This is a genomic window from Arthrobacter sp. NPDC093128 (genome assembly GCF_040683875.1).
Lineage (GTDB): Bacteria > Actinomycetota > Actinomycetes > Actinomycetales > Micrococcaceae > Arthrobacter.
The window spans coordinates 121,048-147,326 of sequence record NZ_JBFBEY010000001.1; the positions used below are offsets into that span (position 1 = coordinate 121,048).

Annotated in this window: 35 protein-coding genes; 30 read left to right on the forward strand and 5 right to left on the reverse strand. The window is 64.5% G+C overall.

Going from position 1 to position 26,279, the window contains the following annotated elements:
• Nucleotides 1-37: 37 nt before the first annotated feature.
• The gene (locus tag AB0N24_RS00580) at nucleotides 38-262 is read right to left on the reverse strand and encodes a hypothetical protein (RefSeq protein WP_364119043.1); all 225 of its coding nucleotides are present in this window, start codon (nucleotides 260-262) and stop codon (nucleotides 38-40) included.
• A gap of 494 nt (nucleotides 263-756) precedes the next feature.
• Between AB0N24_RS00580 and AB0N24_RS00585 the strand changes: the two genes are divergently transcribed.
• Entirely contained in the window at nucleotides 757-882 is a 126-nt protein-coding gene (locus tag AB0N24_RS00585) for a hypothetical protein (protein ID WP_258073772.1), read from the forward strand.
• An 8-nt stretch (nucleotides 883-890) separates the two neighbouring features.
• On the opposite strand, the gene AB0N24_RS00590 is transcribed toward AB0N24_RS00585, so the two are convergent.
• Nucleotides 891-2,318, reverse strand: a complete 1,428-nt coding sequence (locus AB0N24_RS00590) for a GH1 family beta-glucosidase (RefSeq protein ID WP_364119046.1) — start codon at nucleotides 2,316-2,318, stop codon at nucleotides 891-893.
• 398 nt (nucleotides 2,319-2,716) lie between these two features.
• On the opposite strand from AB0N24_RS00590, the gene rpsJ reads away from it, so the two are divergent.
• The 28 genes from rpsJ to map all read left to right on the forward strand — a co-directional run bounded on the left by rpsJ (nucleotide 2,717) and on the right by map (nucleotide 21,557).
• Complete coding sequence (rpsJ, locus tag AB0N24_RS00595) at nucleotides 2,717-3,025, forward strand: 30S ribosomal protein S10 (protein WP_003803825.1); 309 nt, start codon at nucleotides 2,717-2,719, stop codon at nucleotides 3,023-3,025.
• Nucleotides 3,026-3,042: 17 nt separating this feature from the next.
• Entirely contained in the window at nucleotides 3,043-3,693 is a 651-nt protein-coding gene (rplC, locus tag AB0N24_RS00600; RefSeq protein ID WP_102973689.1) for a 50S ribosomal protein L3, read from the forward strand.
• Nucleotides 3,694-3,697: 4 nt separating this feature from the next.
• Entirely contained in the window at nucleotides 3,698-4,315 is a 618-nt protein-coding gene (rplD, locus tag AB0N24_RS00605; protein WP_104172030.1) for a 50S ribosomal protein L4, read from the forward strand.
• A complete protein-coding gene (rplW, locus tag AB0N24_RS00610; RefSeq protein ID WP_024366132.1) occupies nucleotides 4,312-4,617 on the forward strand; it encodes a 50S ribosomal protein L23 in 306 nt (101 codons plus the stop codon). Before rplD ends, rplW begins: the two co-directional genes overlap by 4 nt.
• 29 nt (nucleotides 4,618-4,646) lie before the next feature.
• Nucleotides 4,647-5,486, forward strand: a complete 840-nt coding sequence (gene rplB, locus AB0N24_RS00615) for a 50S ribosomal protein L2 (RefSeq protein ID WP_104172031.1) — start codon at nucleotides 4,647-4,649, stop codon at nucleotides 5,484-5,486.
• 12 nt (nucleotides 5,487-5,498) lie between these two features.
• Nucleotides 5,499-5,780, forward strand: a complete 282-nt coding sequence (gene rpsS, locus AB0N24_RS00620; RefSeq protein ID WP_011692805.1) for a 30S ribosomal protein S19 — start codon at nucleotides 5,499-5,501, stop codon at nucleotides 5,778-5,780.
• A 38-nt stretch (nucleotides 5,781-5,818) separates the two neighbouring features.
• The gene (gene rplV, locus AB0N24_RS00625) at nucleotides 5,819-6,184 is read left to right on the forward strand and encodes a 50S ribosomal protein L22 (protein WP_003803798.1); all 366 of its coding nucleotides are present in this window, start codon (nucleotides 5,819-5,821) and stop codon (nucleotides 6,182-6,184) included.
• A complete protein-coding gene (gene rpsC, locus AB0N24_RS00630; protein ID WP_104172032.1) occupies nucleotides 6,185-7,018 on the forward strand; it encodes a 30S ribosomal protein S3 in 834 nt (277 codons plus the stop codon). It begins immediately after the preceding gene.
• A complete protein-coding gene (rplP, locus tag AB0N24_RS00635; RefSeq protein WP_104172033.1) occupies nucleotides 7,019-7,435 on the forward strand; it encodes a 50S ribosomal protein L16 in 417 nt (138 codons plus the stop codon). It abuts the gene before it with no gap.
• A gap of 2 nt (nucleotides 7,436-7,437) precedes the next feature.
• A complete protein-coding gene (rpmC, locus tag AB0N24_RS00640) occupies nucleotides 7,438-7,767 on the forward strand; it encodes a 50S ribosomal protein L29 (protein WP_104172034.1) in 330 nt (109 codons plus the stop codon).
• Nucleotides 7,764-8,072 (forward strand): 30S ribosomal protein S17, encoded by a 309-nt coding sequence (gene rpsQ / locus AB0N24_RS00645; protein ID WP_104172035.1) that lies wholly within the window; start codon nucleotides 7,764-7,766, stop codon nucleotides 8,070-8,072. Before rpmC ends, rpsQ begins: the two co-directional genes overlap by 4 nt.
• Nucleotides 8,073-8,464: 392 nt before the next feature.
• The gene (gene rplN, locus AB0N24_RS00650; RefSeq protein WP_003803789.1) at nucleotides 8,465-8,833 is read left to right on the forward strand and encodes a 50S ribosomal protein L14; all 369 of its coding nucleotides are present in this window, start codon (nucleotides 8,465-8,467) and stop codon (nucleotides 8,831-8,833) included.
• Between the two features lie 3 nt (nucleotides 8,834-8,836).
• Nucleotides 8,837-9,196 (forward strand): 50S ribosomal protein L24, encoded by a 360-nt coding sequence (gene rplX, locus AB0N24_RS00655; RefSeq protein ID WP_104172036.1) that lies wholly within the window; start codon nucleotides 8,837-8,839, stop codon nucleotides 9,194-9,196.
• On the forward strand, nucleotides 9,196-9,777 hold the full coding sequence (gene rplE / locus AB0N24_RS00660; RefSeq protein ID WP_011692799.1) for a 50S ribosomal protein L5: 582 nt from the start codon (nucleotides 9,196-9,198) through the stop codon (nucleotides 9,775-9,777). The genes rplX and rplE overlap by 1 nt, the downstream gene beginning before the upstream one ends.
• An 86-nt stretch (nucleotides 9,778-9,863) precedes the next feature.
• Nucleotides 9,864-10,262, forward strand: a complete 399-nt coding sequence (gene rpsH, locus AB0N24_RS00665; protein WP_018773673.1) for a 30S ribosomal protein S8 — start codon at nucleotides 9,864-9,866, stop codon at nucleotides 10,260-10,262.
• A gap of 18 nt (nucleotides 10,263-10,280) precedes the next feature.
• Complete coding sequence (gene rplF / locus AB0N24_RS00670; protein ID WP_090575311.1) at nucleotides 10,281-10,817, forward strand: 50S ribosomal protein L6; 537 nt, start codon at nucleotides 10,281-10,283, stop codon at nucleotides 10,815-10,817.
• A 2-nt stretch (nucleotides 10,818-10,819) separates the two neighbouring features.
• A complete protein-coding gene (gene rplR / locus AB0N24_RS00675; RefSeq protein WP_364119058.1) occupies nucleotides 10,820-11,203 on the forward strand; it encodes a 50S ribosomal protein L18 in 384 nt (127 codons plus the stop codon).
• Nucleotides 11,200-11,928 carry a 30S ribosomal protein S5 gene (gene rpsE / locus AB0N24_RS00680; RefSeq protein ID WP_364119061.1) on the forward strand — a complete coding sequence of 243 codons (729 nt, stop codon included), beginning with the start codon at nucleotides 11,200-11,202 and terminating at the stop codon, nucleotides 11,926-11,928. Before rplR ends, rpsE begins: the two co-directional genes overlap by 4 nt.
• 3 nt (nucleotides 11,929-11,931) lie before the next feature.
• Nucleotides 11,932-12,138 carry a 50S ribosomal protein L30 gene (gene rpmD, locus AB0N24_RS00685; RefSeq protein ID WP_056626615.1) on the forward strand — a complete coding sequence of 69 codons (207 nt, stop codon included), beginning with the start codon at nucleotides 11,932-11,934 and terminating at the stop codon, nucleotides 12,136-12,138.
• Complete coding sequence (gene rplO / locus AB0N24_RS00690) at nucleotides 12,139-12,633, forward strand: 50S ribosomal protein L15 (protein WP_011692793.1); 495 nt, start codon at nucleotides 12,139-12,141, stop codon at nucleotides 12,631-12,633.
• Nucleotides 12,634-12,821: 188 nt separating this feature from the next.
• Nucleotides 12,822-14,132, forward strand: a complete 1,311-nt coding sequence (gene secY, locus AB0N24_RS00695) for a preprotein translocase subunit SecY (RefSeq protein WP_364119065.1) — start codon at nucleotides 12,822-12,824, stop codon at nucleotides 14,130-14,132.
• Nucleotides 14,133-14,137: 5 nt separating this feature from the next.
• Nucleotides 14,138-14,707, forward strand: a complete 570-nt coding sequence (locus tag AB0N24_RS00700) for an adenylate kinase (protein ID WP_364119067.1) — start codon at nucleotides 14,138-14,140, stop codon at nucleotides 14,705-14,707.
• Nucleotides 14,708-14,922: 215 nt separating this feature from the next.
• Nucleotides 14,923-15,957 (forward strand): 3-oxoacyl-[acyl-carrier-protein] synthase III C-terminal domain-containing protein, encoded by a 1,035-nt coding sequence (locus AB0N24_RS00705; RefSeq protein ID WP_364119070.1) that lies wholly within the window; start codon nucleotides 14,923-14,925, stop codon nucleotides 15,955-15,957.
• Nucleotides 15,954-16,787 carry a glycosyltransferase gene (locus AB0N24_RS00710; protein ID WP_364119073.1) on the forward strand — a complete coding sequence of 278 codons (834 nt, stop codon included), beginning with the start codon at nucleotides 15,954-15,956 and terminating at the stop codon, nucleotides 16,785-16,787. The genes AB0N24_RS00705 and AB0N24_RS00710 overlap by 4 nt, the downstream gene beginning before the upstream one ends.
• The gene (locus AB0N24_RS00715; protein ID WP_364119076.1) at nucleotides 16,784-17,986 is read left to right on the forward strand and encodes a cytochrome P450; all 1,203 of its coding nucleotides are present in this window, start codon (nucleotides 16,784-16,786) and stop codon (nucleotides 17,984-17,986) included. The genes AB0N24_RS00710 and AB0N24_RS00715 overlap by 4 nt, the downstream gene beginning before the upstream one ends.
• Nucleotides 17,976-19,784 carry a class I adenylate-forming enzyme family protein gene (locus AB0N24_RS00720; protein WP_364119079.1) on the forward strand — a complete coding sequence of 603 codons (1,809 nt, stop codon included), beginning with the start codon at nucleotides 17,976-17,978 and terminating at the stop codon, nucleotides 19,782-19,784. Before AB0N24_RS00715 ends, AB0N24_RS00720 begins: the two co-directional genes overlap by 11 nt.
• On the forward strand, nucleotides 19,781-20,692 hold the full coding sequence (locus tag AB0N24_RS00725) for an NAD(P)-dependent oxidoreductase (RefSeq protein ID WP_364119082.1): 912 nt from the start codon (nucleotides 19,781-19,783) through the stop codon (nucleotides 20,690-20,692). The genes AB0N24_RS00720 and AB0N24_RS00725 overlap by 4 nt, the downstream gene beginning before the upstream one ends.
• A gap of 37 nt (nucleotides 20,693-20,729) precedes the next feature.
• Nucleotides 20,730-21,557: a type I methionyl aminopeptidase gene (map, locus tag AB0N24_RS00730; RefSeq protein WP_364119085.1), complete on the forward strand. Its 828-nt coding sequence runs from the start codon at nucleotides 20,730-20,732 to the stop codon at nucleotides 21,555-21,557.
• 156 nt (nucleotides 21,558-21,713) lie between these two features.
• On the opposite strand, the gene AB0N24_RS00735 is transcribed toward map, so the two are convergent.
• From AB0N24_RS00735 to AB0N24_RS00745, 3 genes are all read right to left on the reverse strand, one after another.
• Nucleotides 21,714-23,060, reverse strand: coding sequence for an ABC transporter substrate-binding protein (locus tag AB0N24_RS00735; RefSeq protein ID WP_364119087.1), 1,347 nt, complete (start codon nucleotides 23,058-23,060; stop codon nucleotides 21,714-21,716).
• Between the two features lie 103 nt (nucleotides 23,061-23,163).
• A complete protein-coding gene (locus AB0N24_RS00740) occupies nucleotides 23,164-24,018 on the reverse strand; it encodes a carbohydrate ABC transporter permease (RefSeq protein WP_364119090.1) in 855 nt (284 codons plus the stop codon).
• Nucleotides 24,015-24,965: a sugar ABC transporter permease gene (locus AB0N24_RS00745; RefSeq protein ID WP_364119093.1), complete on the reverse strand. Its 951-nt coding sequence runs from the start codon at nucleotides 24,963-24,965 to the stop codon at nucleotides 24,015-24,017. The genes AB0N24_RS00740 and AB0N24_RS00745 overlap by 4 nt, the downstream gene beginning before the upstream one ends.
• Nucleotides 24,966-25,224: 259 nt before the next feature.
• On the opposite strand from AB0N24_RS00745, the gene AB0N24_RS00750 reads away from it, so the two are divergent.
• Nucleotides 25,225-26,253: a P1 family peptidase gene (locus AB0N24_RS00750; RefSeq protein ID WP_364119095.1), complete on the forward strand. Its 1,029-nt coding sequence runs from the start codon at nucleotides 25,225-25,227 to the stop codon at nucleotides 26,251-26,253.
• The last annotated feature ends 26 nt before the right edge of the window (nucleotides 26,254-26,279 follow it).

The following is a 26,279-nucleotide window of genomic DNA, read 5'->3' on the forward strand; positions in this document are numbered from 1 at the left end:
CATTGGTTCTCTACGGCGCCAGCTTCGCGCTCAGTGATCAGGGCGGAGTGCGGCGGAGGACCCTGGTTTCCGCAGCGGCGCTCGGGCTGGCAGCGGCAGCGGCGGCGGGCATGGTGCGCGATGCCACGGCCCTGACAGCGGCCCTGTTCGTGGCTGCAACCGTGTCCGTGGCCGTGAAGGAAGTTCCGGTCCGGGCGCGGAGGCTGACTCTCGAGATTGGCGCGTTCCTGGTGACCATGGCGGTGCAGCGTGCCGTCCTCATCACCGATGGCCACCTGCAGGCGCCGTTCTGGGCGGTGCAGTGGTACGTCCTGTTGGCCGCAGCCCTGGCCGGGCTGCGCTTCGCTGACGGATATCGGGCAGCGGGCCGCGTCCTCCTGGGGGCGGGCGCCGCACTGCTTGGCCTGAGCGGGCTGGGTATTCTGTTTGGCGGATCCGGCGGCCAGCAGCTGTGGGTCCTGGGCCTGCACGCGGCACTGCTGCTGTCCGGACTGCTTATCGGAGAACGGATGTTCGTCTGGTGGGGTGCGGCCGGTGTCGCACTGTGCCTGACGTGGGCCCTTCGGTCCTATACCTTCGCGCTGCTGGCGCTGATCGCCGTCGGGCTCATCGCATTTGCCCTGTGGAAGCTGGCCCGCGCCAAGCGGAGGCGCCGGCTGACGGAGGGCCGCAGTCCGAGGCCCAGCCGACCCCTGACGGGCGGGATCGTTTGCAGTGAAGCCTTGGTAAGGTGGCTGACAACGAAAGGACAGCATCATGGAATGGATTATTTTCCTCCTGGTTGCCGCTGCGGTAGTCGCCGGCGTTTTTTGGGCGAAGAAGCACTTCCGCCAGGAGATCGACCGCGCCAAGCGCATCAACCGGGCCAACAAGAACCAGTAGGCAGGCGCTCAGGCCCTCCGCGCCCTGCTGAGCGCCTGGAACCAGTAGAAGGATTCCTTGGGTGTGCGCTCCAGTGTGTCAAAGTCCACGTGGATCAGCCCGAAGCGCTGGGAGTATCCGGCCGCCCACTCGAAGTTGTCCAGCAGCGTCCACACGTAGTAGCCCAGCAGCTTCACGTCCTCGGCGATACCGCCCGGGGACGTGGCGGCAATCGCGTGACTCAAATGGTTGGCCAGGTATTCGATTCTCTTTGTGTCGGCAATCGGACCGGACACGTGCTCCGGCTCCGGGAAGCTCGCCCCGCTCTCGGTGATGTAAAGGGGCGGCAAGGCATCGCCGTACCGGTCCTTCATTTCGCGGAGCAGGATGCCGAGGTGCTCCGGGGCAACCGGCCAGCCGAACCCGGTGGTCTCGTACTCCGGGTAGCCCACTTCGTGGAAGGGCAGCCGGGCCAGTGCCGCAGAATTATTCGCCGGTACGCTGACCGTCCCGCGGCCCATGGCCACTTTCACGGGGTAGTAGTAATTGAGTCCGTAGAAGTCCAACGGCTGGTGGATGGTCCGGAGGTCGGCGTCGGAGATCTTGCCCATGGAGCGGAACCACGGCCGGACCACAAGGGGCAGCTTCGGGTAGCGGCCCAGCAACACGGGGTCCGCGTAGACACGGTTCATCAGGGTGTCGAAAATCCTCGCCACCATCCTGTCGCCAGGCTTGCCTGTTGCCGGCCGGACAGGGGAGTGGAGGTTGGTGACGCCTACCCCGCCGCTGACGCCTGCGGCCCGCAGGGCCTGGACCGCGAGGCCGTGCCCCAGCAGCTGATGGTGAATAGACGGCAGGGCGTTGAACAGGAGATCGTGGCCCGGGGCATGCACGCCCAGCGCATATCCGTTGAGGGTCACCGAAACCGGTTCATTCAGGGTGACCCACTGGGCAACCCGGTCGCCGAACCGTTCCCCTGCGGCTGAGCTGTACTCTGCAAAACGCTCCGCCGTGGACCGGTTCATCCAGCCGCCGCTGTGTTCGAGGGGCAGGGGAGTGTCCCAGTGGTAGAGCGTGGCCATCGGCGAGATGCCGGCGTCGAGCAGCTGGTCGATCAGCCGGTCATAGAAGTCGAGGCCCTGGCTGTTGAAAGCGCCGCGGCCGTCAGGCTGGATCCGGGGCCAGGAAATGGAGAACCGGTAGGAGTCAACGCCCAGCTCGCGCATCAGGGCCACATCTTCGCCGGAGCGGTTGTAGTGGTCGCAGGCAACGGCAGGGGAGTGGCCGTCCAGGATGCTTCCCGGCTTCTCGGCAAAGGCATCCCAGCCGGAGGGCCCGCGCCCGTCAGCTTTGAGGGATCCTTCGATCTGGAACGCAGCGGCGGCCACACCCAGGGTGAAGTCCGGATCCATCCGCCCGGCCAGGCTCTGCAACGCCGCAGAGTTCTGCACAGTCATGTCCCTATCATCCATTCGACTGTTGCTGAAGGCAATGAGCGGGGGCAAGGCTCCGCATAGCCTGATTCGCTTCTGCCCGCAAAATCCGGCATACTAGATGAGTTGTTCAAGCGCTCCTTCGCGTCCCGATCCGGATAATGCCGGGTGTCAGGGTCCAAGTAGGAGACCAAACATAACCCACTCCCCATGGAACTGCGGACGAGTACGCGTGCTGAGCGCGACACGCCCGACCGCGGGGGTCGGTTACGCCGGCAGGTTGAGGAACCCGGATTCTTCCGGATTCAGCTTGTGCGGCGGGTGGTAGTTACGACTTCAAATGCTTCGGCAGCCGCACAACGCGTAAGTAAACAGGGCAGCCCCAAACAGGGGAAGCACAGACTGAAAGAGAGTCAGGCGACATGGCGGGACAAAAAATCCGCATCCGGCTGAAGTCATACGACCACGAGGTCATTGACGTTTCAGCACGGAAGATCGTTGAGACGGTCACGCGCGCAGGCGCAACGGTAGTTGGCCCCGTGCCGCTGCCGACGGAGAAGAACGTGTACTGCGTTATCCGCTCTCCGCACAAGTACAAGGACAGCCGCGAGCACTTTGAAATGCGCACGCACAAGCGTCTGATCGACATCATCGACCCCACGCCGAAGGCTGTTGACTCGCTTATGCGTCTCGACCTGCCGGCTGACGTGAACATCGAAATCAAGCTGTAGGGAGGTGCTGAGAGACTATGACCGCAACCCGTAACGTAAAGGGCCTGCTGGGCACGAAGCTCGGCATGACCCAGGTCTGGGACGAGAACAACAAGCTCATCCCCGTCACTGTTGTCCAGGCTGACTCAAACGTCATCACCCAGCTGCGCAATGCAGAAGTTGATGGCTACGTCGCCGTTCAGATCGGCTACGGCCAGATCGATCCCCGCAAGGTCACCAAGCCGCTGGCTGGTCACTTTGAAAAGGCAGGCGTCACGCCTCGCCGTCACGTCGTCGAACTCCGTACCGCAGATGCTGCCGAGTACGAGCTGGGCCAGGAGCTCTCTGTTGAGGTCTTCGAAGCCGGCCAGAAGATCGACGTCGTTGGCACCACCAAGGGTAAGGGCTTCGCCGGTGTTATGAAGCGTCACGGCTTCCACGGCGTTGGAGCTTCCCACGGTGCACACAAGAACCACCGTAAGCCCGGTTCAATCGGTGGCGCATCCACCCCGAGCCGCGTCTTCAAGGGCATGAAAATGGCCGGCCGCATGGGCGCCGTTCGTCACACCACGCTGAACCTCACGGTTCACGCAGTTGACGTCGAGAAGTCGCTGCTCCTCATCAAGGGCGCCGTTCCCGGTGCCCGCGGCCAGGTCGTCCTCGTACGCACCGCCGTGAAGGGAGCCTAGTTCAATGACTAGCACTGTCAAGGTTGACCTGCCTGCAGAGATCTTCGACGTACAGACCAACGTGCCGCTGCTGCACCAGGTCGTCGTTGCCCAGCTCGCTGCTGCTCGCCAGGGTACCCACAAGACCAAGACCCGCGCTGAAGTTTCCGGTGCAGGCCGCAAGCCGTTCAAGCAGAAGGGCACCGGCCGCGCCCGTCAGGGTTCAATCCGTGCTCCTCACATGACCGGTGGTGGCGTTGTCCACGGCCCGACCCCGCGTGACTACAGCCAGCGGACCCCCAAGAAGATGATTGCTGCTGCACTGCGCGGCGCATTGTCTGACCGTGCCCGTAACGGCCGCATCCACGTTGTTGCTGAACTGGTAGCCGGCACCAAGCCGTCCGCCAAGGATGCACTGGCAACGCTGCGCGGCGTGTCCGAGCGCAAGAACCTGCTCGTTGTCATCGAGCGCGCCAACGATGTTGCCGCACTGTCCGTGCGCAACCTCGCAGATGTTCACGTTCTGTACGCAGACCAGCTGAACACCTACGACGTGCTCGTCTCTGACGACGTTGTCTTCACCAAGGCTGCCTATGAGGCATTCGTTGCCGCCAAGGCAAAGAACGAGGAGGATGCCAAGTGAGTGCAGCCACCATCAAGGACCCGCGCGACGTTGTGCTTGCACCCGTCGTATCGGAAAAGAGCTACGGCTTGATCGATGAGGGAAAGTACACCTTCCTGGTGGACCCCCGCTCGAACAAGACCGAGATCAAGCTGGCTGTGGAGAAGATTTTCTCCGTCAAGGTCGACTCGATCAACACCATCAACCGTGCCGGTAAGCGCAAGCGCACCAAATTCGGATGGGGTACCCGCAAGAACACCAAGCGTGCAATTGTGAGCCTCAAAGAAGGCACTATCGACATCTTCGGCGGTCCGCTCTCGTAGCGGAGACCACTTTAACGAGGAAATAAATTATGGGAATCCGTAAATACAAGCCGACTACACCGGGCCGTCGTGGCTCGAGCGTAGCGGACTTCACTGAAATCACGCGGTCGACGCCGGAAAAGTCGTTGGTACGTCCCCTCCCGAAAAAGGGTGGCCGTAACAACACCGGTAAGATCACGACCCGTCACAAGGGTGGTGGCCACAAGCGCCAGTACCGTCTGATCGACTTCCGTCGCCACGACAAAGACGGCGTTGACGCCCGCGTTGCCGAAATCGAGTACGATCCGAACCGCACGGCTCGCATCGCCCTCCTGCACTACGTTGATGGCACCAAGCGTTACATCATCGCCCCGAACAAGCTGTCCCAGGGTGACTTCGTAGAGGCCGGTGCCAACGCTGATATCAAGCCTGGCAACAACCTGCCCCTGCGCAACATCCCGGTGGGTACCGTTATCCACGCAGTTGAACTGCGTCCGGGTGGCGGCGCCAAGATGGGCCGTTCCGCCGGCGCATCGATCCAGCTCGTTGCAAAGGAAGGCCGCTTCGCCCAGCTGCGGCTGCCTTCCGGCGAAATCCGCAACGTTGACGTGCGCTGCCGCGCCACGATCGGCGAGGTCGGCAACGCAGAGCAGTCGAACATCAACTGGGGCAAGGCCGGCCGTATGCGGTGGAAGGGCGTTCGCCCGACCGTCCGTGGTGTCGCCATGAACCCGGTTGACCACCCGCACGGTGGTGGCGAGGGTAAGACGTCCGGTGGACGTCACCCCGTCAACCCGAACGGTAAGCGTGAGGGCCGCACCCGCCGCCCGAACAAAGAGAGCGACAAGCTTATTGTGCGTCGTCGTCGTACTGGCAAGAACAAGCGATAGGAGCCTGGACACATGCCACGCAGCCTGAAAAAAGGTCCTTTCGTTGACCAGCACCTCTTTGTGAAGGTGGACAGGGAAAACGAAAAGGGCACCAAGAACGTTATCAAGACCTGGTCCCGCCGTTCGATGATCATCCCCGACATGCTCGGGCACACGATCGCCGTGCACGACGGACGCAAGCACATCCCGGTGTTTGTCACCGAGTCGATGGTCGGGCACAAGCTCGGCGAATTCGCTCCGACGCGGACATTCCGCGGCCATGTCAAGGACGACCGTAAGGGCAAGCGCCGCTAGGCGCCTGCACTTACGTCAAAGACGAGAGAAGGAAAGCAATGGAAGCCAAGGCAATTGCGCGTCACATCCGCGTAACGCCTATGAAGGCCCGGCGCGTCGTCAACCTTGTTCGTGGTAAGCAAGCGAACGAGGCTCTGGCAATTCTGAAGTTTGCCCCCCAGGCAGCTTCGGAGCCGGTATTCAAGGTAGTTCAGTCAGCAATCTCCAACGCCCGGGTCCTCGCGGACCGCGACGGAGTGGCGTTTGACGAAGGTGACCTCATCATCAGCGAAGCGTTTGTTGATGAAGGCCCGACCATGAAGCGGTTCCAGCCGCGTGCCCAGGGTCGTGCATTTCAGATCAAGAAGCGCACGAGCCACATCACCGTGGTAGTCGCTACCCCGGAGAAAGAGGAGGCTCGCTAAGTGGGACAGAAAGTTAACCCGCACGGGTTCCGACTCGGCATCACCACCGATCACGTATCGCACTGGTTTGCTGACAGCACCAAGGCCGGCCAGCGGTACAAGGACTTCGTTCGCGAAGACATCCGTATCCGCCAGCTCATGTCCACGGGCATGGAGCGCGCCGGTATCGCCAAGGTTGAAATCGAGCGCACCCGCGACCGTGTCCGTGTGGATATCCACACGGCACGTCCGGGCATCGTCATCGGCCGCCGCGGTGCAGAAGCAGACCGCATCCGCGGCGAGCTCGAAAAGCTCACCGGCAAGCAGGTTCAGCTGAACATCCTCGAGGTCAAGAACCCCGAGATGGAAGCACAGCTTGTTGCCCAGGGCGTTGCAGAGCAGCTGACTTCCCGCGTGGCATTCCGCCGTGCGATGAAGAAGGCAATGCAGTCCGCACAGCGTGCAGGTGCCAAGGGCATCCGTATCGCCTGCTCCGGTCGACTGGGTGGCGCTGAAATGTCCCGCTCGGAGTTCTACCGCGAAGGCCGTGTGCCCCTGCACACCCTCCGTGCGAACATCGACTACGGCTTCTACGAAGCCAAGACCACCTTCGGCCGCATCGGCGTGAAGGTCTGGATCTACAAGGGTGACGTCACCTCCAAGGAACTGGCTCAGCAGGCAGCTGCTGCTCCGTCCCGCGGCCGTGGTGCCAGCGATCGCCCGGGCCGCCCGGGTGGCGCTGACCGTGGTGACCGCCGCCGTCGTACCGACCGTCCGGCAGCGGAGGCAGCTCCGGCCGCCGAAGCTCCGGCAGTTGAGGCTGCACCTGCTGCAGTAGAAGGAGGACAGGCTTAAATGCTTATCCCACGTCGAGTCAAGCACCGTAAGCAGCACCACCCGGGTCGTTCCGGCGCTGCTACGGGCGGCACCAGGGTCTCCTTCGGTGAGTGGGGCATCCAGGCTCTGAGCCCGGCATACGTCACGAACCGTCAGATCGAATCTGCCCGTATCGCGATGACCCGCCACATCAAGCGTGGCGGTAAGGTCTGGATCAACATTTACCCGGACCGTCCGCTGACGAAGAAGCCTGCCGAAACCCGCATGGGTTCCGGTAAGGGTTCTCCGGAATGGTGGGTCTCAAACGTCAAGCCGGGCCGGGTTCTCTTCGAACTCTCCGGTGTCAGTGAAGAGGTAGCTCGCGAGGCCCTGCGCCTGGCAATCCACAAGCTGCCGTTGAAGGCACGCATTGTGCGTCGCGAAGGTGGTGAGTAGAAATGGCAGTAGGATCCAAGGAACTTGCATCCGCACAGCTGGACGGTTTCGACAACGAGCGTCTCGTTGAAGAACTCCGTAAGGCCAAGGAAGAGCTGTTCAACCTGCGTTTCCAGTCCGCCACCGGTCAGCTGGAGAACCACGGTCGTCTGCGCGCGGTAAAGAAGGACATCGCACGCATCTACACCGTTCTCCGTGAGCGCGAGCTCGGCATTCGTGTCGAGGTAGCGGCACCGGTTGTGGAAGCCAAGGAAGAGAAGAAGTCCAAGAAGGCTGCAACCAAGAAGGCCGACAAGGCTGAAACGGTTGAGGCCGAGGAGGATGCCAAGTGAGTGAAAAGGACGAGAACGTGACGGAAACTGTTTCCGACGCAGCCAAGGCTGACGAGCGCGGTTACCGTAAGACGAAGCGCGGCTACGTCGTCTCGGACAAGATGGAAAAGACCATCGTTGTCCAGGTCGAAGACCGCGTGAAGCACGCCCTTTACGGCAAGGTCATCCGCCGCAACACGAAGATCAAGGCCCACGACGAAGAGAACACCGCCGGCATCGGCGACCTCGTTCTCCTCGCCGAGACCCGCCCGCTGTCCGCTACCAAGCGGTGGCGCCTGGTGGAGATCCTCGAAAAGGCCAAGTAACCCTGAGCCGGACCTGTCCGGCCTAGGTCATTACTGACCAGAAAGGCCCGTTCCCCGCAAGGGGAGCGGGCCTTTTCGTGTCCTGCGCCCGGGCCAGTCCCGGTCCGTCGCCGGTTAGTGTCCGGGGGCCGGAACGTGCTAAGATTTTGAGTTTGTATGGCGCCCTTCGTGCGCCGTCATCAACCTCGTAAACAATCGTGCCACGGCATAGTGCCCCCTTGAGCTCCGATCCGTCGGAATCGCCTGGGAAGCAAATGTTTTTGGCACGGGAGTTTAGGCCTGGTCTGGCAAAATCCAGGCAGGTCAAGAGACACCCCGATCAACCGTTCCGCAAGGCTCATTCCGTAGGAAGATTTTCGGTCTGAGAACCAGCGCGACGCAAGGAGTAAATAGTGATTCAGCAGGAGTCGCGACTCAAGGTCGCCGACAACACGGGTGCTAAGGAAATCCTTACCATTCGCGTTCTCGGTGGATCTGGCCGTCGCTACGCAGGCATTGGCGACGTTATCGTCGCTACCGTCAAGGACGCAATTCCGGGCGGCAACGTAAAGAAGGGCGATGTCGTCAAGGCTGTCATCGTCCGTACCAAGAAGGAACGCCGCCGTGCGGATGGTTCCTACATCAAGTTTGACGAGAACGCAGCTGTGATCCTGAAGAACGACGGTGACCCCCGCGGTACCCGTATCTTCGGACCGGTTGGTCGTGAACTTCGTGACAAGAAGTTCATGAAGATCGTTTCTCTGGCTCCGGAGGTGCTCTAGTCCATGGCTAAGATCAAAAAGGGTGACCTCGTTCAGGTCATCACTGGCGCCAAGGCTGAGCGCGGCGGCGACAAAGGCAAGCAGGGCAAGGTTCTGCGTGTATTCCCGGAGACCAACCGCGTGTTGGTCGAAGGCATTAACCGCGTAACCAAGCACACCAAGGTCGGTCAGTCGCAGCGCGGCTCCAAGACCGGTGGCATCGAGGTCGTCGAGGCTTCCATCCACATCTCCAACGTGGCCCTGGTTGACCCCTCCACCAAGAAGCCCACCCGCGTCGGTTTCCGCACCGAAACCGTTGAGCGCGATGGCGTGAAGCGTGAAGTGCGCGTACGCGTGGCCAAGAGCTCCGGGAAGGACATCTAATGACTGAGACTCTCGAGACTCCGGCAAGCAAGATCGTTCCTCGTCTGAAGACCAAGTACGCGGATTCCATCAAGAGCACGCTCATCGAGGAATTCAAGTACGAAAACGTCAACCAGGTTCCCCGTCTGGTCAAGGTCGTTGTGAACATGGGTGTTGGAGATGCCGCCAAGGACTCCAAGCTGATCGACGGCGCTGTCCGCGATCTGACCCTGATCACCGGTCAGAAGCCGCAGGTAACCAAGGCCCGCAAGTCGATCGCACAGTTCAAGCTGCGCGAAGGCATGCCCATCGGTGCACACGCAACTCTGCGTGGGGACCGCATGTGGGAATTCCTGGACCGTCTGGTCACGCTGGCACTGCCGCGTATCCGTGACTTCCGGGGCCTCAGTGGCAAGCAGTTCGATGGCAACGGCAACTACACCTTCGGTCTGACCGAGCAGGTTATGTTCCACGAGATCGACCAGGATTCCATCGACCGCGTTCGCGGTATGGACATCACCGTCGTGACCACCGCCAAGACCGACGACGAAGGCCGCGCGCTGCTCAAGGCGCTTGGTTTCCCGTTCAAGACCGAAGCTTAATCTAGCTACATAGAAGGTCCGGCCTTGCCGATTCCCCGAGGGGATGGCAGGGCGGAAACCGTTATGAGGAAGGGCAAGAGCCCAACATGACCATGACAGATCCCGTCGCAGACATGCTTACGCGTCTGCGCAACGCAAACTCGGCATACCACGACTCCGTGACTATGCCGTACAGCAAGCTCAAGGCACGCGTTGCCGACATCCTGAAGGCTGAAGGTTACATCGCCTCCTGGAAAGAAGAAGACGCTGAGGTTGGCAAGAAGCTGACCCTCGAGCTCAAGTTCGGTCCGAACCGCGAGCGTTCAATCGCTGGCGTTCGTCGTATTTCCAAGCCGGGACTGCGCGTTTACGCAAAGTCCACCAACCTGCCGCACGTGCTCGGTGGCCTGGGTGTCGCAATCCTGTCCACCTCTTCCGGCCTCTTGACTGACAAGCAGGCCGGCAAGAAGGGCGTGGGCGGCGAAGTCCTCGCTTACGTCTGGTAACGGGAAAGGAAGAGAATAATGTCACGTATTGGACGTCTCCCCATCACCGTTCCTGCCGGCGTTGAGGTCAAGGTTGACGGCTCTGTCGTCAGCGTCAAGGGTTCCAAAGGCGAGCTGAGCCACACTGTGGCCAGCCCGATCGAGGTTTCCCTGGAAGAAGGCACCCTGACTGTCGCCCGCCCGAACGACGAGCGCGCCTCACGTTCGCTGCACGGCCTGACCCGCACCCTGATCGCCAACATGATCCAGGGTGTCACCGCAGGCTACGAGAAGAAGCTTGAGATTGTCGGTACTGGTTACCGCGTCCAGGCCAAGGGTTCTGACCTGGAGTTCGCTCTGGGCTACAGCCACCCGGTCAACGTCTCGGCACCGAACGGCATCACCTTTGCAGTTGAGACCCCGACCAAGCTCTCTGTTTCAGGTATCTCCAAGCAGCAGGTCGGCGAGGTTGCTGCCAACATTCGCAAGCTGCGGAAGCCGGACCCCTACAAGGGCAAGGGCATCCGTTACGCAGGCGAAGTCATCCGCCGCAAGGTCGGAAAGGCTGGTAAGTAACCATGGCGATCGCAATTAACAAGAAGCGTACGAACAAGAGCAAGTCTGCCCAGCGCAGCCGCCGCCAGCTTCGTATCCGCAAGCGCATCTCCGGTACGGCTGTACGCCCGCGTCTGGTCGTCAACCGCTCCGCACGTCACGTATTCGTCCAGGTTGTCGATGACACCAAGGGCCTGACCGTGGCAAGCGCCTCCACACTGGAAGCCGACCTTCGTGCATTCGATGGTGACAAGACCGCCAAGGCCAAGCGCGTTGGCGAACTCGTCGCCGAGCGTGCCAAGGCTGCCGGTGTCGAAGCAGTTGTCTTCGACCGCGGTGGTAACAAGTACCACGGCCGGATCGCCGCCGTCGCTGACGGCGCACGTGAAGGTGGGCTGTCACTGTGACGGAAGCAAACAAGGAAAAGGACACTGTGTCTGCAGATCAGAAGGCGACTGAAGCCGTAGCTGCTCCGGCCACTGAGGCCGCTGCTCCCGCTGCTGCCGACGACCGCCGTGGTGGCGCTCGTCGTGGCGAGCGTGGCGACCGCGGCCAGGGCCGTGGCGACCGTGGTGGCCGTGGTGGCCGCGACGGCGGCCGCGAAGCCGAAAAGAGCCAGTTCGTAGAGCGCGTTGTAACCATCAACCGCGTTTCCAAGGTCGTCAAGGGTGGTCGTCGCTTCAGCTTCACCGCCCTCGTCGTTGTCGGCGACGGCAACGGTATGGTCGGCGTTGGCTACGGCAAGGCTAAGGAAGTTCCTGCCGCAATCGCGAAGGGCGTTGAAGAAGCCAAGAAGTCCTTCTTCCGCGTTCCCCGCATCGGCAGCACCATCCCGCACCGCGTTCAGGGTGAAGCCGCCGCAGGCGTCGTCATGCTGCGTCCGGCTTCCGCCGGTACCGGTGTTATCGCCGGCGGTCCGGTCCGTGCAGTACTGGAGTGCGTGGGCATCCACGACATCCTCTCCAAGTCGCTCGGTTCCTCCAACGCCATCAACATCGTTCACGCGACCGTTGATGCCCTGAAGCGCCTCGAAGAGCCGGCAGCAGTGGCAGCACGCCGCGGCCTCCCGCTCGACGAGGTCGCTCCGCCGGCAATGGTGAAGGCTCTCCTGAACCAGAAGGCAGGTGTCTGAGTCATGGCTAAGAACCTGATTCCCTCCGACGCTCAGTTGGAGATCACTCAGATCAAGTCCGCCATTGGCGGCAAGCAGAACCAGCGCGACACCCTTCGGTCCCTCGGCCTGAAGCGGATCGGACACACCGTTGTCCGCACCGCCGATGCCGTGACCGTTGGAATGCTCAACACGGTTCCGCACCTGGTAAAGGTAGAGGAGGCGAAGTAAATGGCAGAGAAGAACACCGCCGAAAAGGCACAGGGCGCCGCTGCTGAGAAGCAGAACGCACTGAAGGTTCACCACCTGCGTCCCGCCCCGGGTGCCAAGACCGCCAAGACCCGTGTTGGTCGTGGTGAAGGTTCCAAGGGTAAGACCGCTGGTCGCGGTACCAAGGGTACGAAGGCCCGTTACCAGATCAAGGCTGGCTTTGCCGGCGGCCAGCTGCCGCTGCACATGCGCCTGCCTAAGCTGCGCGGCTTCAAGAACCCGTTCCGGGTTGAGTACCAGGTTGTAAACCTGGACAAGCTCAACGAGCTGTTCCCGGAAGGTGGCGCAGTCACCGTGGAGAACCTGGTCGAAAAGGGTGCCGTTCGCAAGAACCAGCCCGTCAAGGTGCTGGGCACCGGCGACATCACCGTCAAGGTTGACGTCACGGTCCACGCATTCTCGGCCAGCGCCGCAGAAAAGATCGCAGCAGCAGGCGGAAGCACCACCGCCCTCTAATAGGGGACGGCGGGGCAACTGCCCGTTGTGAGAACTCCCGGTACGCGGGGCCCAGGCCCTGCGTACCGGGAGTTTTTTCTCATTTGAAACCTCGCCGATTGTTCGCAGGACGCATCAACCCGTTAGACTCGGTTGTTGGGTTTTATTGACCTATCTCACACGACTTTATAAACACATCAGGAGGACGCTTGCTTAGCGCATTTGGCCGGGCCTTTCGCACGCCTGATCTGCGACGCAAGTTGTTGTTCACGCTGGGAATCATCACAATCTTCCGCTTGGGTGCCTTCATCCCCTCGCCTGGTGTGAACTACCAGAATGTCCAGCAATGCTTGCAGAACGGTCAGACCTCGGGCGGGATCTACCAGCTCGTCAATCTGTTCAGCGGCGGTGCATTGCTGCAGGTGTCCATCTTCGCCTTGGGCATCATGCCGTACATCACGGCCAGCATCATTGTGCAGCTGCTCCGGGTAGTCATTCCCCGGTTCCAGGAGCTGTATGAAGAGGGCGCATCGGGGCAGTCCAAGCTGACGCAGTACACGCGTTACCTGACCATCGCCCTGGGCTTGTTGAACGCCACGACGCTGGTGTCGCTGGCACGATCCGGCCAGCTGCTGCCCAATTGCCAGCTGGACATCATTCCGGATGCGAGCGTCATCACCACCATCCTCATCATCATCACGCTGACGGCCGGCACCGGCCTGATCATGTGGATGGGCGAGCTCGTCACTGAGAAGGGCGTGGGCAACGGCATGTCGCTGCTCATCTTCACCTCGATCGCCGCCAGCTTCCCGACGTCGCTGGGCGCCATCTGGACCTCGCAGGGCCCGGGCACTTTCTTCATGGTGTTGGCGATCGGCCTGCTCACCGTGGCCCTCGTGGTGTTCGTGGAACAATCCCAGCGCCGCATTCCGGTGCAGTACGCCAAGCGCATGATCGGCCGGCGGACCGTGGGCGGGACCAGCACGTACATTCCCATAAAGGTGAACATGGCCGGCGTCGTGCCCGTCATCTTTGCGTCCTCGATGCTGTACCTGCCGGGCCTGATCTCCCAGTTCAACCAGCCGAAGCAGGGCGAGCCGATCCAGCCGTGGGTTGAGTGGATCAACAACAACCTCACCCGCGGTGACCACCCCATCTACATGGCGCTCTATTTCGCCATGATTGTTTTCTTCACCTACTTCTATGTCGCAATCACTTTCAATCCTGAAGAGGTTTCCGACAACATGAAGAAGTACGGCGGCTTCATCCCGGGTATCCGGGCCGGTAAGCCGACGGCGGACTATCTGCAGTACGTCCTTTCCAGGATCACCCTGCCCGGCGCCCTCTACCTGGGCTTCGTGGCATTGATCCCGCTGGTCGCCCTGGTCCTGATCAATGCCAACCAGAACTTCCCGTTCGGTGGAACGTCGATCCTGATCATGGTGGGTGTCGGCCTGGAAACGGTCAAGCAGATTGACGCGCAGCTACAACAACGTCACTACGAAGGGCTTTTGCGATGACGAGAATGCTGATTATCGGACCTCCGGGTTCAGGCAAGGGAACGCAGGCGGATCGGATCTCCGAGCGCCTCGGCGTCGTTGCGATCTCCACCGGCGACATCTTCCGCGCCAACGTCAAGGGTGAGACGCCGCTGGGCGTCGAGGCCAAGAAGTACATGGATGCCGGCGATTTCGTGCCGGACAGCGTTACCAACAAGATGGTGCGCGACCGCCTGAGCGAGGACGACGTCGAAAGCGGCTTCCTCCTGGACGGATACCCGCGCACCACCGCACAGGTGGACTACCTCGATGAGATCCTCGCCAAGGGTGAGCAGAAGCTGGACGTTGTCCTGCAGCTGACCGCCGATGACGAGGAACTGGTGCACCGGCTGCTCGGCCGGGCCAAGGAAACGGGCCGGAGCGACGACAATGAAGCCGTCATCCGCCATCGGCTGGACCTGTACCACGAGCAGACCGAAGCCGTTGTGGCCAAGTATGCCGAACGCGGCATCCTGACCCAGGTTGACGGCATCGGCGCTATCGACGAGGTCACTGACCGCGTGATGGAAGCCATCAAGGCAGCACAGGCAGCCTGATCCAGGATTAGCCGGGGCATCAAGGCAGATGCCGGAACCCGGCTGGCCTTCAGTGCCAGGCAGGGCGCGTCCCGTACCATCGTGTACGGGACGCGCCCTGCCTTATTTTGGGGCGGGGCCCTGTTCTGAGGGCGGCGCCGCGGGTGTCGGCGGCCGTCAGGTGGTCAGGACCGGACCGGGAATCACCGGACGCATTGTCTGTGGGGAGATATTGCATGAACAAGACCCTTCCGGGGGCGGCGAGGATCGCTGGCCTTGAAGTCTATGTGCCGCCCGGGCGGCTGGGCACCGAACAATTGGAGTGGCAGCTCGCCGCCTCCAGCCCCGGATTTCGGGTCCCGAAGGGCCTGATCGGCAGGCTGACGGGCATCCGGACACGGTCTGTGATGTCCGTGACCGAGCAGGCGTCCGATCTTGCGGCCGTCGCCGCCGCCAAACTGCTGGCGGACCGCGGACTCCAGCCCGCCGACGTCGACCTCCTCCTCTTTGCCTCGGCGAGCCAGGACATGGTGGAACCGGCCACCGGCCACATGGTCGCCGCAAAACTCGGCATGGGCTGCCCGGTAATGGACATCAAGAACGCCTGCAACAGCATCCTGAACGGCCTCGAGGTGGCCGACGCCCTGATCGGAACCGGACGTTACCGGCGCGTCCTCCTCGTGAGCGGGGAATCGCCCTCCCGGGCGGTGCGGTGGGCCGTTCCGGACCAGGAGACCTTCTCCGCAGCCTTCCCCGGCTACACCATGAGTGACGCCGGGTGCGCGCTGCTGCTGGAACCGGCAGACCCCGACGACGACGCCGGGTCCCGGGTGCTGGGAATGGGGTTCACCGCGAAGAGCAGCCACTGGGCGGTGGGAACGCTCGCGACCGGCGGTTCCGTAGCTCCACGGGACCCCGAAGCAACGTACTTCAACATGGACGGCGAAAAGCTCAAGGACGCATTCCTTGATCTGGGCCGGGGCATCCTGGACGAGACCCTGGAGCGGCTTGGGCTGACCTGGTCGGACTTCGCCGTTGTCTGCGTCCACCAGGTGAGTGCCCCGTACCGGGACATCTTTGCCCGCGGCGCCGGGGTGCCGCAGGACAAGCTCGTCAGGACCGTGGAGGATTTCGGCAACATGGCCTCGGTCAGCCTGCCGCTGCAGCTGAAGGTGGCGCAGGACCTGGGCCGGTGCGGCCCCGGCGACCTGGTGGCGCTGGTGGGGCTGGCCGGCGGCGTGAGCCTGGGCATCGCCGTGGTGCGGCTGTGACGGCACCGGTCCCGGGCGGCGAACCGGCCCCCGGCGGCGAACCGGCCCCCGGCCGCGTGCCCGGCAGCGTGCCGCCGGTGCGGGCGCTCTGTGTCGCGATGCCAGCGCTCAACGAGGAGAAGCTCATCCGCCAATCACTGCAGGCGCTGGCCGCGCAGGTGCACAAGGACTTCACGCTCGTGGTGGTGGACAACGGCTCCACGGATACAACCACGGCAATCGTCGCGGACTTTGCACGGATTCACCCGGCTATGGATGTCCGGCTGATCCACGAGCCGCAAAAGGGGACCGGAGCCGCTGCCGATACGGGGATGCGTTTCGGGGCCCTGAACGGCGCCCGCTGGCTGGCCCGCACGGACGCGGACTGCCTGCCGGCTCCCGACTGGACACTGCGCATCGTGGAAGCGTTCGACGACGGCCTGGAAATGATTGCCGGGCAGCTGAACCCCCGGCTGGACGAGGGCCTGGGCCGGGCAAGCCGCTGGCTGATGCTGCTGGCCGTGGAAGTCGCCTCGTTCTTTGGCCGCATCCGCCCGGGCAACAAGGGGGAGGGCTACCTTGGCCCTTACCAGATGCTGCCCGGCTGCAACATGGCCATCACCGCGGAGCTGTATCTGCGGTCAGGCGGATTTCCCCGCACCAGCATCGAGGACCTGCACGAGGACCGGGCGCTATCCAACAGCGTCCGCAAACTCACGCGCGCATATGCCCTCCGACGCAACGTGGTGGTCTTTGGGTCCTGCCGCCGGGTACAGGCCTGGGGCCTGCCCAACACCCTCGCCTGGTATGCGGACCACCGGTTCCGCCCCGACCACGTGGACATCCGGTGAGCGCTTATACGGCGCCGACCGCCGCCACGGGTGGCCTGGCCGGCTGGGAGCGGCGGCTGCACACCGGCGCCCACCCGGTGGCCTACCCGCTGATCCGCGGGCTGGGGAAGCTCCGGCCCGTTGTCCGGCTTCCGGGCCTCGGCGTGCTGGTCAGCGAGGCCTCACTGGTCCGCGATGTCCTGATGGACGCCGGCTACTCGAAGTCCGGGACCCGGGCTTCCGGCGCGCTGTGGACTCCCGTGGTGGGACCGCGCGTCCTGCTGAACATGCACGGGGCAGAGCACCTGGAGCTGCGGCGCCGCCTCAACGGACTGTTCACCCCGCGGGCCGTTGAAGCCATCGTCGCCCCCGCGGGCGAACGATTGCGCGAACGGCTGGCTGCAGGGCTGGAGAACGGTGGCTCCGTGGAGTTCGTCGGGCTGGTCAAGGAACTGTCCGGGGGAGTAATCAGCAGGCTGCTGGGTGTCCCGGACGATACTCCCGGCCGCCTGCCGGACACCGAACTCTTCACCCTCGGCACCTCCATCACCTCGCTGGTTCGCCTGGGCCGGCCACGGCTAACGGCGCCGCAGGTCGCGACGGCGAAGGCCGCCGTCGAAATTCTTGCCGGACCCGTGCGCAACGCCTACCGCAGCGACGACCCCTCCACCTTTCCCGGCCGCCTCCGCGTCCTGGGCCTCAGCGAGGACGAAGCGGTGGGGATCGTCAGTGCCTTTGTGATCGCGGGGACCGAGACCCTGGTGTCCTACGTTCCGCGGCTCGCCGCCATGCTGTTCGACGGCGGCCGGCTGCCCGGACTGGCAGCTGACCGCCGCGGCCTCCCGGACGCCGTCAACGAGGGCCTGCGGTACACGGCGCCGTCGCCCATGATGCTCCGCGAGGCGACGGCGGCCCGGCGGCTGGGCGGCGTCCGGATCAGGCCGGGCGACCGCATCCTGCTGTCGACCGTGCACGCGGTCAAGAGCCTGGGCGGCTTCGACCCGGGGACACCCGTCCCGCCCGCGGCCCGCCAGCTGTGGTTCGGGGCGGGCGCCCACTTCTGCATCGGCATGCCGCTGGCGATGGCCGAGATCAACTGCGCGCTGGCCGCGCTGCTGGACGAGTACCGCCGGAACCCGTGGTCCATCCGCTCCCGGACCGTCAGCCGCAACGTGCTCATTCCGCACTACAAGTCCCTGGAGCTGACCCGTGCCGACTGACCTGCCGGATGACCTCATTGCCGCGGTGTACGACGCCGCAGCGGAGTACCCGGACCATCCGGCCATCACGGCACCGGGCAAGCGCAGCGGAAGGCCCGGCAAGACCATCAGCTACCGGAACCTTGCTGACGGGATCGAATCCACGGCCGCAGGCCTCCGGCGTGACGGATTCGGCCCGGGGGAGCGCCTGCTGTTTTCGGTCCGGCCGGGACCGGCGGCATTCACGCTCGCGCTGGCCGCCGTCCGGGCAGGCGGGGCCATTGTGTTCATCGATCCGGGGGTTGGGCCCGAGCTCTTCCGGAACAGGACCGCGCTGGCATCCCCGCGCTGGGCAGCCTCCGAGTCGCTGCTCTATGCCCTCAGCGCGCGCGGCCCGCTGCGGCCACTTGCCCGGCGGCGCGGCCTGCTGCTCCCTGACTACGGGGCCATGAACGTCCGGCACTACCACTCCGGCCCGTGGCTTCCGGGCGTCCCGCTGAAATCCACCAACATCCGTTCGCTGTCCCGCCGTACGGCGCCTCGCGCAGGCAGGTACGACGGCGGTGCTCACGCCGGCGGCGGGGACGACGGCGGTGCTCACGCCGGGGGCAGGGACGGCGGTGACGGCCGCCGTCCCGACGGGCCGCCGGCGATGGAGGCCGCGCCAGGGCAGGAAGCAGTCATCATCTTCACGTCCGGCACCACCGGGAACCCCAAGGGAGTGGTGCACAGCCGCGGGACCCTGGCGGCCGGCTTTGGCCAGCTGAGCACGCGCTGCACGTTCGCCGCCGGTGACCGCATCCATTCGGAGCAGCTGATGATGGGCCTGCCTGCGCTGATCGCCGGTGCCCACTGGACCATGCCGGCGTACGGCCTGTCCGCTGCGATCGATCCGCTGCGGTTCGCGGCCGAGCTGGGGTCCTCGCCCGGGCATAAGGCGGCAACCCACGTGTTCCTGGTGCCCTCGCAGCTGGCGCCGATCCTTGACGCCGTGGAAACCGGACAGCTGGTGTGGCCGGACACCCTGAAAACGGTGATGCTGGGTGCCGCGCCCGTGCTGGCATCCTTCCTGGAACGGGCCGCCCAGCTCCTGCCCGGAGTGCGCTTCCATTGCATCTACGGGATGACCGAAGTACTGCCCATTGCGATCGCCGACGGGCGCGAGAAACTGGAGTTCGCTTCCGGGAAAACCGCGGAGTTCCGGACGCCGGACGGCTCCGGGGAGGGAGACTACCTCGGCGAGCCCCTGCCTGGTGTGCACTTGCGGGTGGCGGAGGACCACGAGCTGATCGTCTCCGGCCCGAACATGTGCCTGGGCTACCTCGGCGAGGACGCCATGGACGAGCACGCCACCGGCGACCTCGTGCGGCTGGACCACGGACCGGCCGGACCGGCCGGGCCCGTCGATGACCCGGCCGCAGCGGCCGGCTCCCCGAGCGCGCCGAGGCTGGTCCTGCTGGGGCGCAAGAAGGACATGATCATCCGCGGCAAGACCAACATCTACCCGGGCCTGTACGAGCCCGTGATTGCCGGCATCGACGGCGTTGGCCAGGCGGTGATGGTCGGCGTCCCGGACGGCATCGGCGACGAAGCGGTGTGGCTCGCCGTCGAACCGCACGGACGGAACCAGGAGACGCTCCTGCGGACGCTGCGCGGCGAGCTGCCCAAACTCATCGACGAATCGGCCCTGCCCGACCGGATAGAAATCATGCCCCGGCTGCCGGCGTCCGGCCGGCACCGCAAGCCTGACCGCATTGCCCTGAGGGCTCGTTTCGAAGACCTGCGGTCACAAGACCGGCCGCCGGAGGGGACGCCATGAGGATCGCGGTGACCGGTGCCAGCGGTTTCGTCGGCGGAGCTGTTGCCGCGGCCGCCGAGGAACGCGGCTGGGAGGTGATCCGTTACGGCCGGCGCCAGCTCCCGGGCCTTAGCGTGTGGGACCTCAGCGCAGGGCAACTGCCCTCTCCGCCGGAAGTTGACGCCGTCGTGCATGCCGGCGCGCACGTCGGCGACTGGGGACCGCCGCCGCTGTTCCACCGCGTGAACGTGCTGGGGACAGAGGCCGTTGCCGCGACCTTCCCGGGTGCGCGGCTGGTCCACATTTCCAGTTCCAGCGTCTACCCCTGGTGGCAGCCGTGCGTGGCCCGGCCGGAGGACGCGGTGGCGGGACGGTACCTGAACGCCTACTCCAGCTCGAAAGCCCTGGCCGAGGCCGCTGCAGCGCGGCACGGCAACGCGCTGATCCTCAGGCCGCACGGCGTCTACGGCCCCGGTGACCGGACGCTCCTGCCGCGGCTCATCCGCAACGTGAACCACGGCCGGCTGCTGAGCGTCGGAGGTCCGGACATCCGGCACCAGCTGACGTCCATCGGCAACCTGGCCAGGGCAGCGCTCGCCGCCTGCACCTCGGAGGCGACCGGTCCGGTGAACGTGGCCGACCGCCGGCCGGTGGCACTCGGCCAGGTCCTGCGGGAGGTGCTGGACGCTACGGGCCGGGCCGACGTCGAACTCGGCTTCATCCCGATGCGCGCGGCGATGACGCTGGCGGCGTCCCTCGAGGCGGTGGCAGGCGTGACACGCAGGCCGCCGCGGCTCACGCGGTATGCCGTGAGCCAGCTCGGCTTCCAGCGCACCTACTGCACCCGGCGGCTGCGGGAGGAGCTGGGCGTGGACCCTGTCCCGAGCAGCTTCGCAGGTGCGGGAGAATGGATCAGAGACCTGGGATGAACGCATCCCGCCCGCGAGACGAAGCACTGAGGTATACATGGCATTCGGACAGCCCCGCATCGAATACAAGACCAACGCCCAAATGCGCACCATGCATGAGGCCGGCCTGGTCCTGAGCCGCGCCCTGGACGCTGCGGTAGCGGCTGCCACGCCCGGCACCACCACGGCCCAGCTGGACGCCGTATTCGCTGCGGTCCTGGACGAGGCAGGCGCCAAGTCCAACTTCCTCGGCTACCACGGGTTCCCGGCCACCATCTGCACCTCCGTCAACGAGGAAGTGGTTCACGGCATCCCCGGCAACCGTGTGCTGAACGACGGCGACATCATCTCGATCGACGGCGGCGCGATCGTGGACGGCTGGCACTCCGACTCGGCCCGCACCGTGATTGTGGGGACGCCCGATCCCGAGGACGTGCGGCTGTCCGAAGTCACCGAGGAAGCCATGTGGCGGGGGATCGCGGCGCTGGCCACCGGAAAGTTCGTGGGGGACATCGGCTGCGCCGTGGACGACTACGTGGCCTCCGTGCAGGGCAAGCCGCTGGGCATCCTGGAAGATTACGTTGGCCACGGCATCGGCTCCGAGATGCACATGGCGCCGGACGTGCTGAACTACCGCACCAACCACCGCGGGCCCAAGATCCGTCCCGGGCTGTGCCTGGCCATCGAGCCGATGCTGGTCCGCGGCGGCATCGAAACCGCCGTGCTCGACGACGACTGGACCGTGGTGACCACCGACGGCAAGCGCTCCTGCCAGTGGGAGCATTCGGTAGCCGTCCACGAGAAGGGCATCTGGGTTCTTTCAGCGCCCGACGGCGGTGCGGAGCGGCTTGCGCCGCTGGGCGTGGTCCCCGTCCCGATCCCGTAGGTTTCGCTCCCGTAGCCACGAACCCGCGGCGACGCGCAAATACCCCTGCGACGCAGAAAATCCCTTGCGACGCAGAAAATCCCTGGCGACACCGGAATTACGGTGTCGCCAGGGATTTTGCGTATCGCGGGACCGGAAGCGCGTCGGAACCGGGCGTCAGCTCTTGAGCTTGGGCTTGACGTCCTTCGCGTAGATGCCCTCCAGCGTGGACTTCAGGGCGGTCATGGTGGCCTTCACGTCGCCCTGCTGGGTGAGGATCTTCGCGGCGGCCTTGGCCATTTCCTGGTCCGCGCCGGGCAGGAACACCCGGGCGTTGTCCTGGACGCGGGTGGCCGCGAGCTGGTCCATTGCCGTCTTGATCTGCGGCGTCTTGGCCAGCACCGAGGTCATGTCGGCGGACGTGCGGGTGGGCATGTAGCCCGTGGCCGCCGAGAATTCCGCGGTGTTTTCCGGCTCGGTCATGAACTTCAGGAACGTGCCCGCAGCGAGCTGCACTTCCTTGCTCACGCCGCTGGGGATGCCCAGACCGGCCCCGCCCGTGGGGCAGACTCCGCTTTCCACCTTGGGGCCGCCCGGCAGGAAGCCCACGCCTACATTGAACTTGGCCGACTTCAGCACGCCGAGCAGGGAGCCCGTGGACGAGATGGTGGAGGAGGTGATGCCGGCGGCGAAGTCGTCGGCCGCCTCCTTGGAGGAAACCCCCGCCCAGCCGTCCTTGTAGATGGAATCCTGGGCCCATTGCAGTGCCTCCACGGATTCTGCAGAGTCGCAGGTGATGGTCCACTCATTGGACCAGCTGCCGCCCCAGCCCCAGAGGTTGTTCTGGAGGGTCCATCCTGCGTAGCCGGCCAGTGCCGGGTAAATGTAGGCGTACTGCGCCCCGGAACTGGCCTTCAGCTTCGGCGCCCATTCGGCGAACTCCTGCCAGGTCTTCGGGGCCCGGTCAGGGAGCCCGGCCGCCTTGAAGTGGTCCTTGTTGTAGTAGAAAAGCGGCGTGGAACGGCCGTAGGGGAGGGCCCACTGCTTGTCGTCGTACTGGTAGTCCGCCACGAGGGACTTCTGGAAGTCGTCCACCTTGATGTCCAGCTGCTTGACCAGGCCGTCCAGCGGAATGATGTTGCCGTTGGAGAAGTAGCGGAACCACCAGACATCGGAGAGCACCACAACGCCCGGCAGGGCTTCCTTGGCCGCCTGCGAGGTCTGGAACTTCTGCGCGATTTCCTCATAGTTGGCGCCCGCGGTCACCAGGTTCACCTTGATGTCCGGGAACTTGGCGTGGAATTTCGCGATGATGGACTTTTCCACGTCCTGGGACTTGCCCGGGTGGTTAGTCCAGAAATCGATGGAGGCGGCAGGCTTGACGCCGCTGAAGTCGATCTCGGCGGCTTCGCTCGCGGGCGTTGCTCCCCCGGTGGAGGGACCGCCGCATGCAGCCAGTGCCGCGGCGCCTGCCCCCGCGCCGGCCAGTCCCAGGAAATGCCTGCGGTCAAGATTCATAACCATTGTGGATCCTCTCAAAGGTGCCTGCTCATGCTGACTCGTTGTACGGGTTGGATGACGGGTGGTTCGGTAAGACTGCCCGCAGGGGTTGCTGAGACGCGGGGCCTTAACCTGTGACGCTGCCCTGGGTGAGGCCGGCCACGATGTAGCGCTGGAGTGCCGCGAACACCACCAGGATGGGAACGATCACCAGCACGGCACCGGCCATCAGGATGCCCCAGCCGGAACCGTTGCCCTCCGAGTTCTGCAGCAGCGTCAGGCCCACGGGAAGGGTCATGGTCTCGGGCCGGTCGGTGATGATGAGGGGCCAGATGTAGTCGTTCCATTCGCTCACCACGGTGACCAGTGCCACGGTGGCGATGGACGGCACTGAAACCGGCACCACGATCCGCCACAGGCGGCGCCAGTGGCCGGCGCCGTCGATCTCCGCCGATTCGAGGATCGACGCCGGCAGCGTCAGGAAGTGCTGGCGCAGCAGGAAGGTGCCGAACGCGGTCCCCAGGCCGGGGAGGATGATGCCCCACAGCGTGTTCTTTCCGCCCATCCCGGCGATGAGGATGTAGTTCGGCAGGATGGACACCTGCGGCGGGACCATCAGCGCCACGAGGATAAGCACGAAGATGGCGTTCTTGAAGGGGAAGCGGACGAACACCAGGGCGTAGGCGGTGAGGATGGCCAGCAGCACTTTGACGGTTGCGCCAACCACGGTGACGATGGTGCTGTTCAGGAAGAACTGCGCGAACGGCACCGTGGTCATGGCGATGCTGTAGTTTTCCGGGTTCAGGCTCTCCGGCAGGATCCTCAGGTCCATGGTGATGATCTCGCCGGGCAGTTTGAAGGAGCTGAGGATCATCCAGAGGAGCGGCAGGAACACCACCAGGGTGGCCAGGATCAGCGGGACGTAACCGCCGGCGATCGTCTGGACAATATTGGCGCGGGACAGCGGCCGGTGCGTGCTCATGAGTAGTGCACCTTCCGTTCGACGAAGCGCAGCTGCAGCACCGTGATGATCAGCAGGATGGCGAAGAGCACCACCGAGATAGCGGCCGAGTACCCGGCCCGGTTGTACGCACCGAACGCCTGCAGGTAGGCCTCGTAGATCAGCGTGCTGGTGCCGTTGCCCAGCGGCGTCATGATCCTGATGAGGTCGAACGCCTGCAGTGAGCTGAGCATGGTGGTGATCAGCAGGAAGAACGTGGTGGGGGAGAGCAGCGGGACGGACATGCTCAGGAAGCGGCGGAAGCCGTTGGCGCCGTCCAGCGAAGCAGCCTCCATGACGTCCTGCGGGAGCGACTGGAGCCCGGCCAGGTACACCACCGCGCAGTACCCCAGGTTCTTCCAGACGTACACGATGATCACCATGACCAGCGACAGCTGCGGATCGTTGATCCACTGCGGGCTCTGCTGGCCCAGCCCGCGGAGGACCCAGGCGAGCACGCCGTAGCCGGGATCGAAGATGAACAGCCACACCAGGCCGACCCCCACGCCGCTGAGGACATACGGGGCGAAGACGGCGGACCGCGCGAAGGTGGTGCCGCGGACTTTCGAGTTCAGTGCAAGCGCGATCAGCAGGCCCAGCACCATGGAGCCGCCCACGGTGACCAGCGTGAATATGGCTGTGGTGCCCAGCACCTTGGCGGCGTCTGGGCTGGTGAAGAAGGTGACGTAGTTGTCCAGCCCCACCACCGTTGCCGAGGCCGATCCCAGCGTCCAGTCCAGGGTGGAGTAGTACACGTTGTTGACGAGCGGGAGGTACGTGAACACCCCGATCAGCACAAGGTTGGGGAGGGCAAGGGCCAGGAAAACGAAGAAGTCCCGGCGCGTCCTGCCGGACCATTTGGCACGGCGCCGCAGCGCCGGACCGGCTTCCGCGACGACGGGCGGCCTGTCAGTCAGTTGTCGTGTCATTCGGTCTCTAACGGATCCGGGCCTGCGCATGACTGGCCAGTGGGCGTGGGAATTTAGCTTCACTTCACCACATGGTTGGTGGGCAGAATCCCGCACAAGCCCTCGTCAGAGGATTGTTAGTCAAGGCTTCCTTGCCCGTTAACGCTGTGTTGCTTGCAGTATTACATAACGTTTGTTTTGGCGGCCGGAGTTGCCTCCGCGGGTCGCGGAACGCGTGGGAGCGGACACTCATTTCCTGCGCAGGGCGCACAATGGAGCCATGGGAGCGATTACCGATGTCACCGGGATCCAGGTGGGCCACGTCCAGAGATCAGGAATTGTCCGGGAGCCCGACGGCGGTGTCCCGAACTACGCCGGCTGGCTCACCGGGGTGACCGTGGTGCTGCCGCCACCCGGAACGGTCGGCTCCGTGGACGTCCGCGGCGGCGGTCCGGCGACATCCGAAACGGACGCCCTGGATCCCACCACGCTCTCGCAGCGGGTGGACGCCGTGGTGCTCACCGGCGGCAGCGCCTTCGGCCTGGTCGCGGCCCGCGGTGCCCAGCGCTGGTGCGAGGAAAACGGCCGGGGCTTCCCGGTGCCCGGCGGCCTCGTGCCGATCGTCCCCGCTGCGGCCATCTTCGACCTCGGCCGGGGCGGCGACTTTGCTGCCCGCCCGGACGAGGAGATGGGCTACGCGGCAACTGCCGCCGCTGCCGCCCAACCGGAAGGCCACGACGTCGAACGCGGCAACGTGGGGGCCGGCACCGGAGCGGTGCTCGGCCGGGGGACGTACAAAGGCGGAGTAGGGACGGCCTCCATCACCTTGGAGAATGGCATCGTGGTGGGCGCGATCGCCGTGGTCAATGCCGTGGGGATGCCTGTTGGCCGGCCGCTGGGTGAGCACGCCGAAACCGGGGCGGCGGATTTCTACAAGCGCCAGCAGCCTGATGCCCAGCTGCCGCCGCTCAACACCACGCTCGTCGTCGTCGCCACGAATGCCCTCCTGAGCAAGGCGGACTGCAAGCGGACCGCCTCCGCTGCCCATGCCGGACTGGCCCGGGCGCTCAACCCGTCCCACACTCTCGCGGACGGCGACACCGTGTTCTGCCTGGCCACGGGCGCCGTCGAACTGGACCTGGGTCCCGAGGTCCCTCGGCAGTTCAGCCTGATCGCGCTGCAGAGCGCGGCGGCCGACGCCGTGACCGAAGCCGTCCTGGACGGCATCTCCCGGGCCGCGGGCATCACAACCCCGGCAGGGGAATTTGCTGCGTACGGCACGGTAGTGCGCTACCATGGTCCGATTTAACATTCCTGCCAAGATGGCGTAATGTT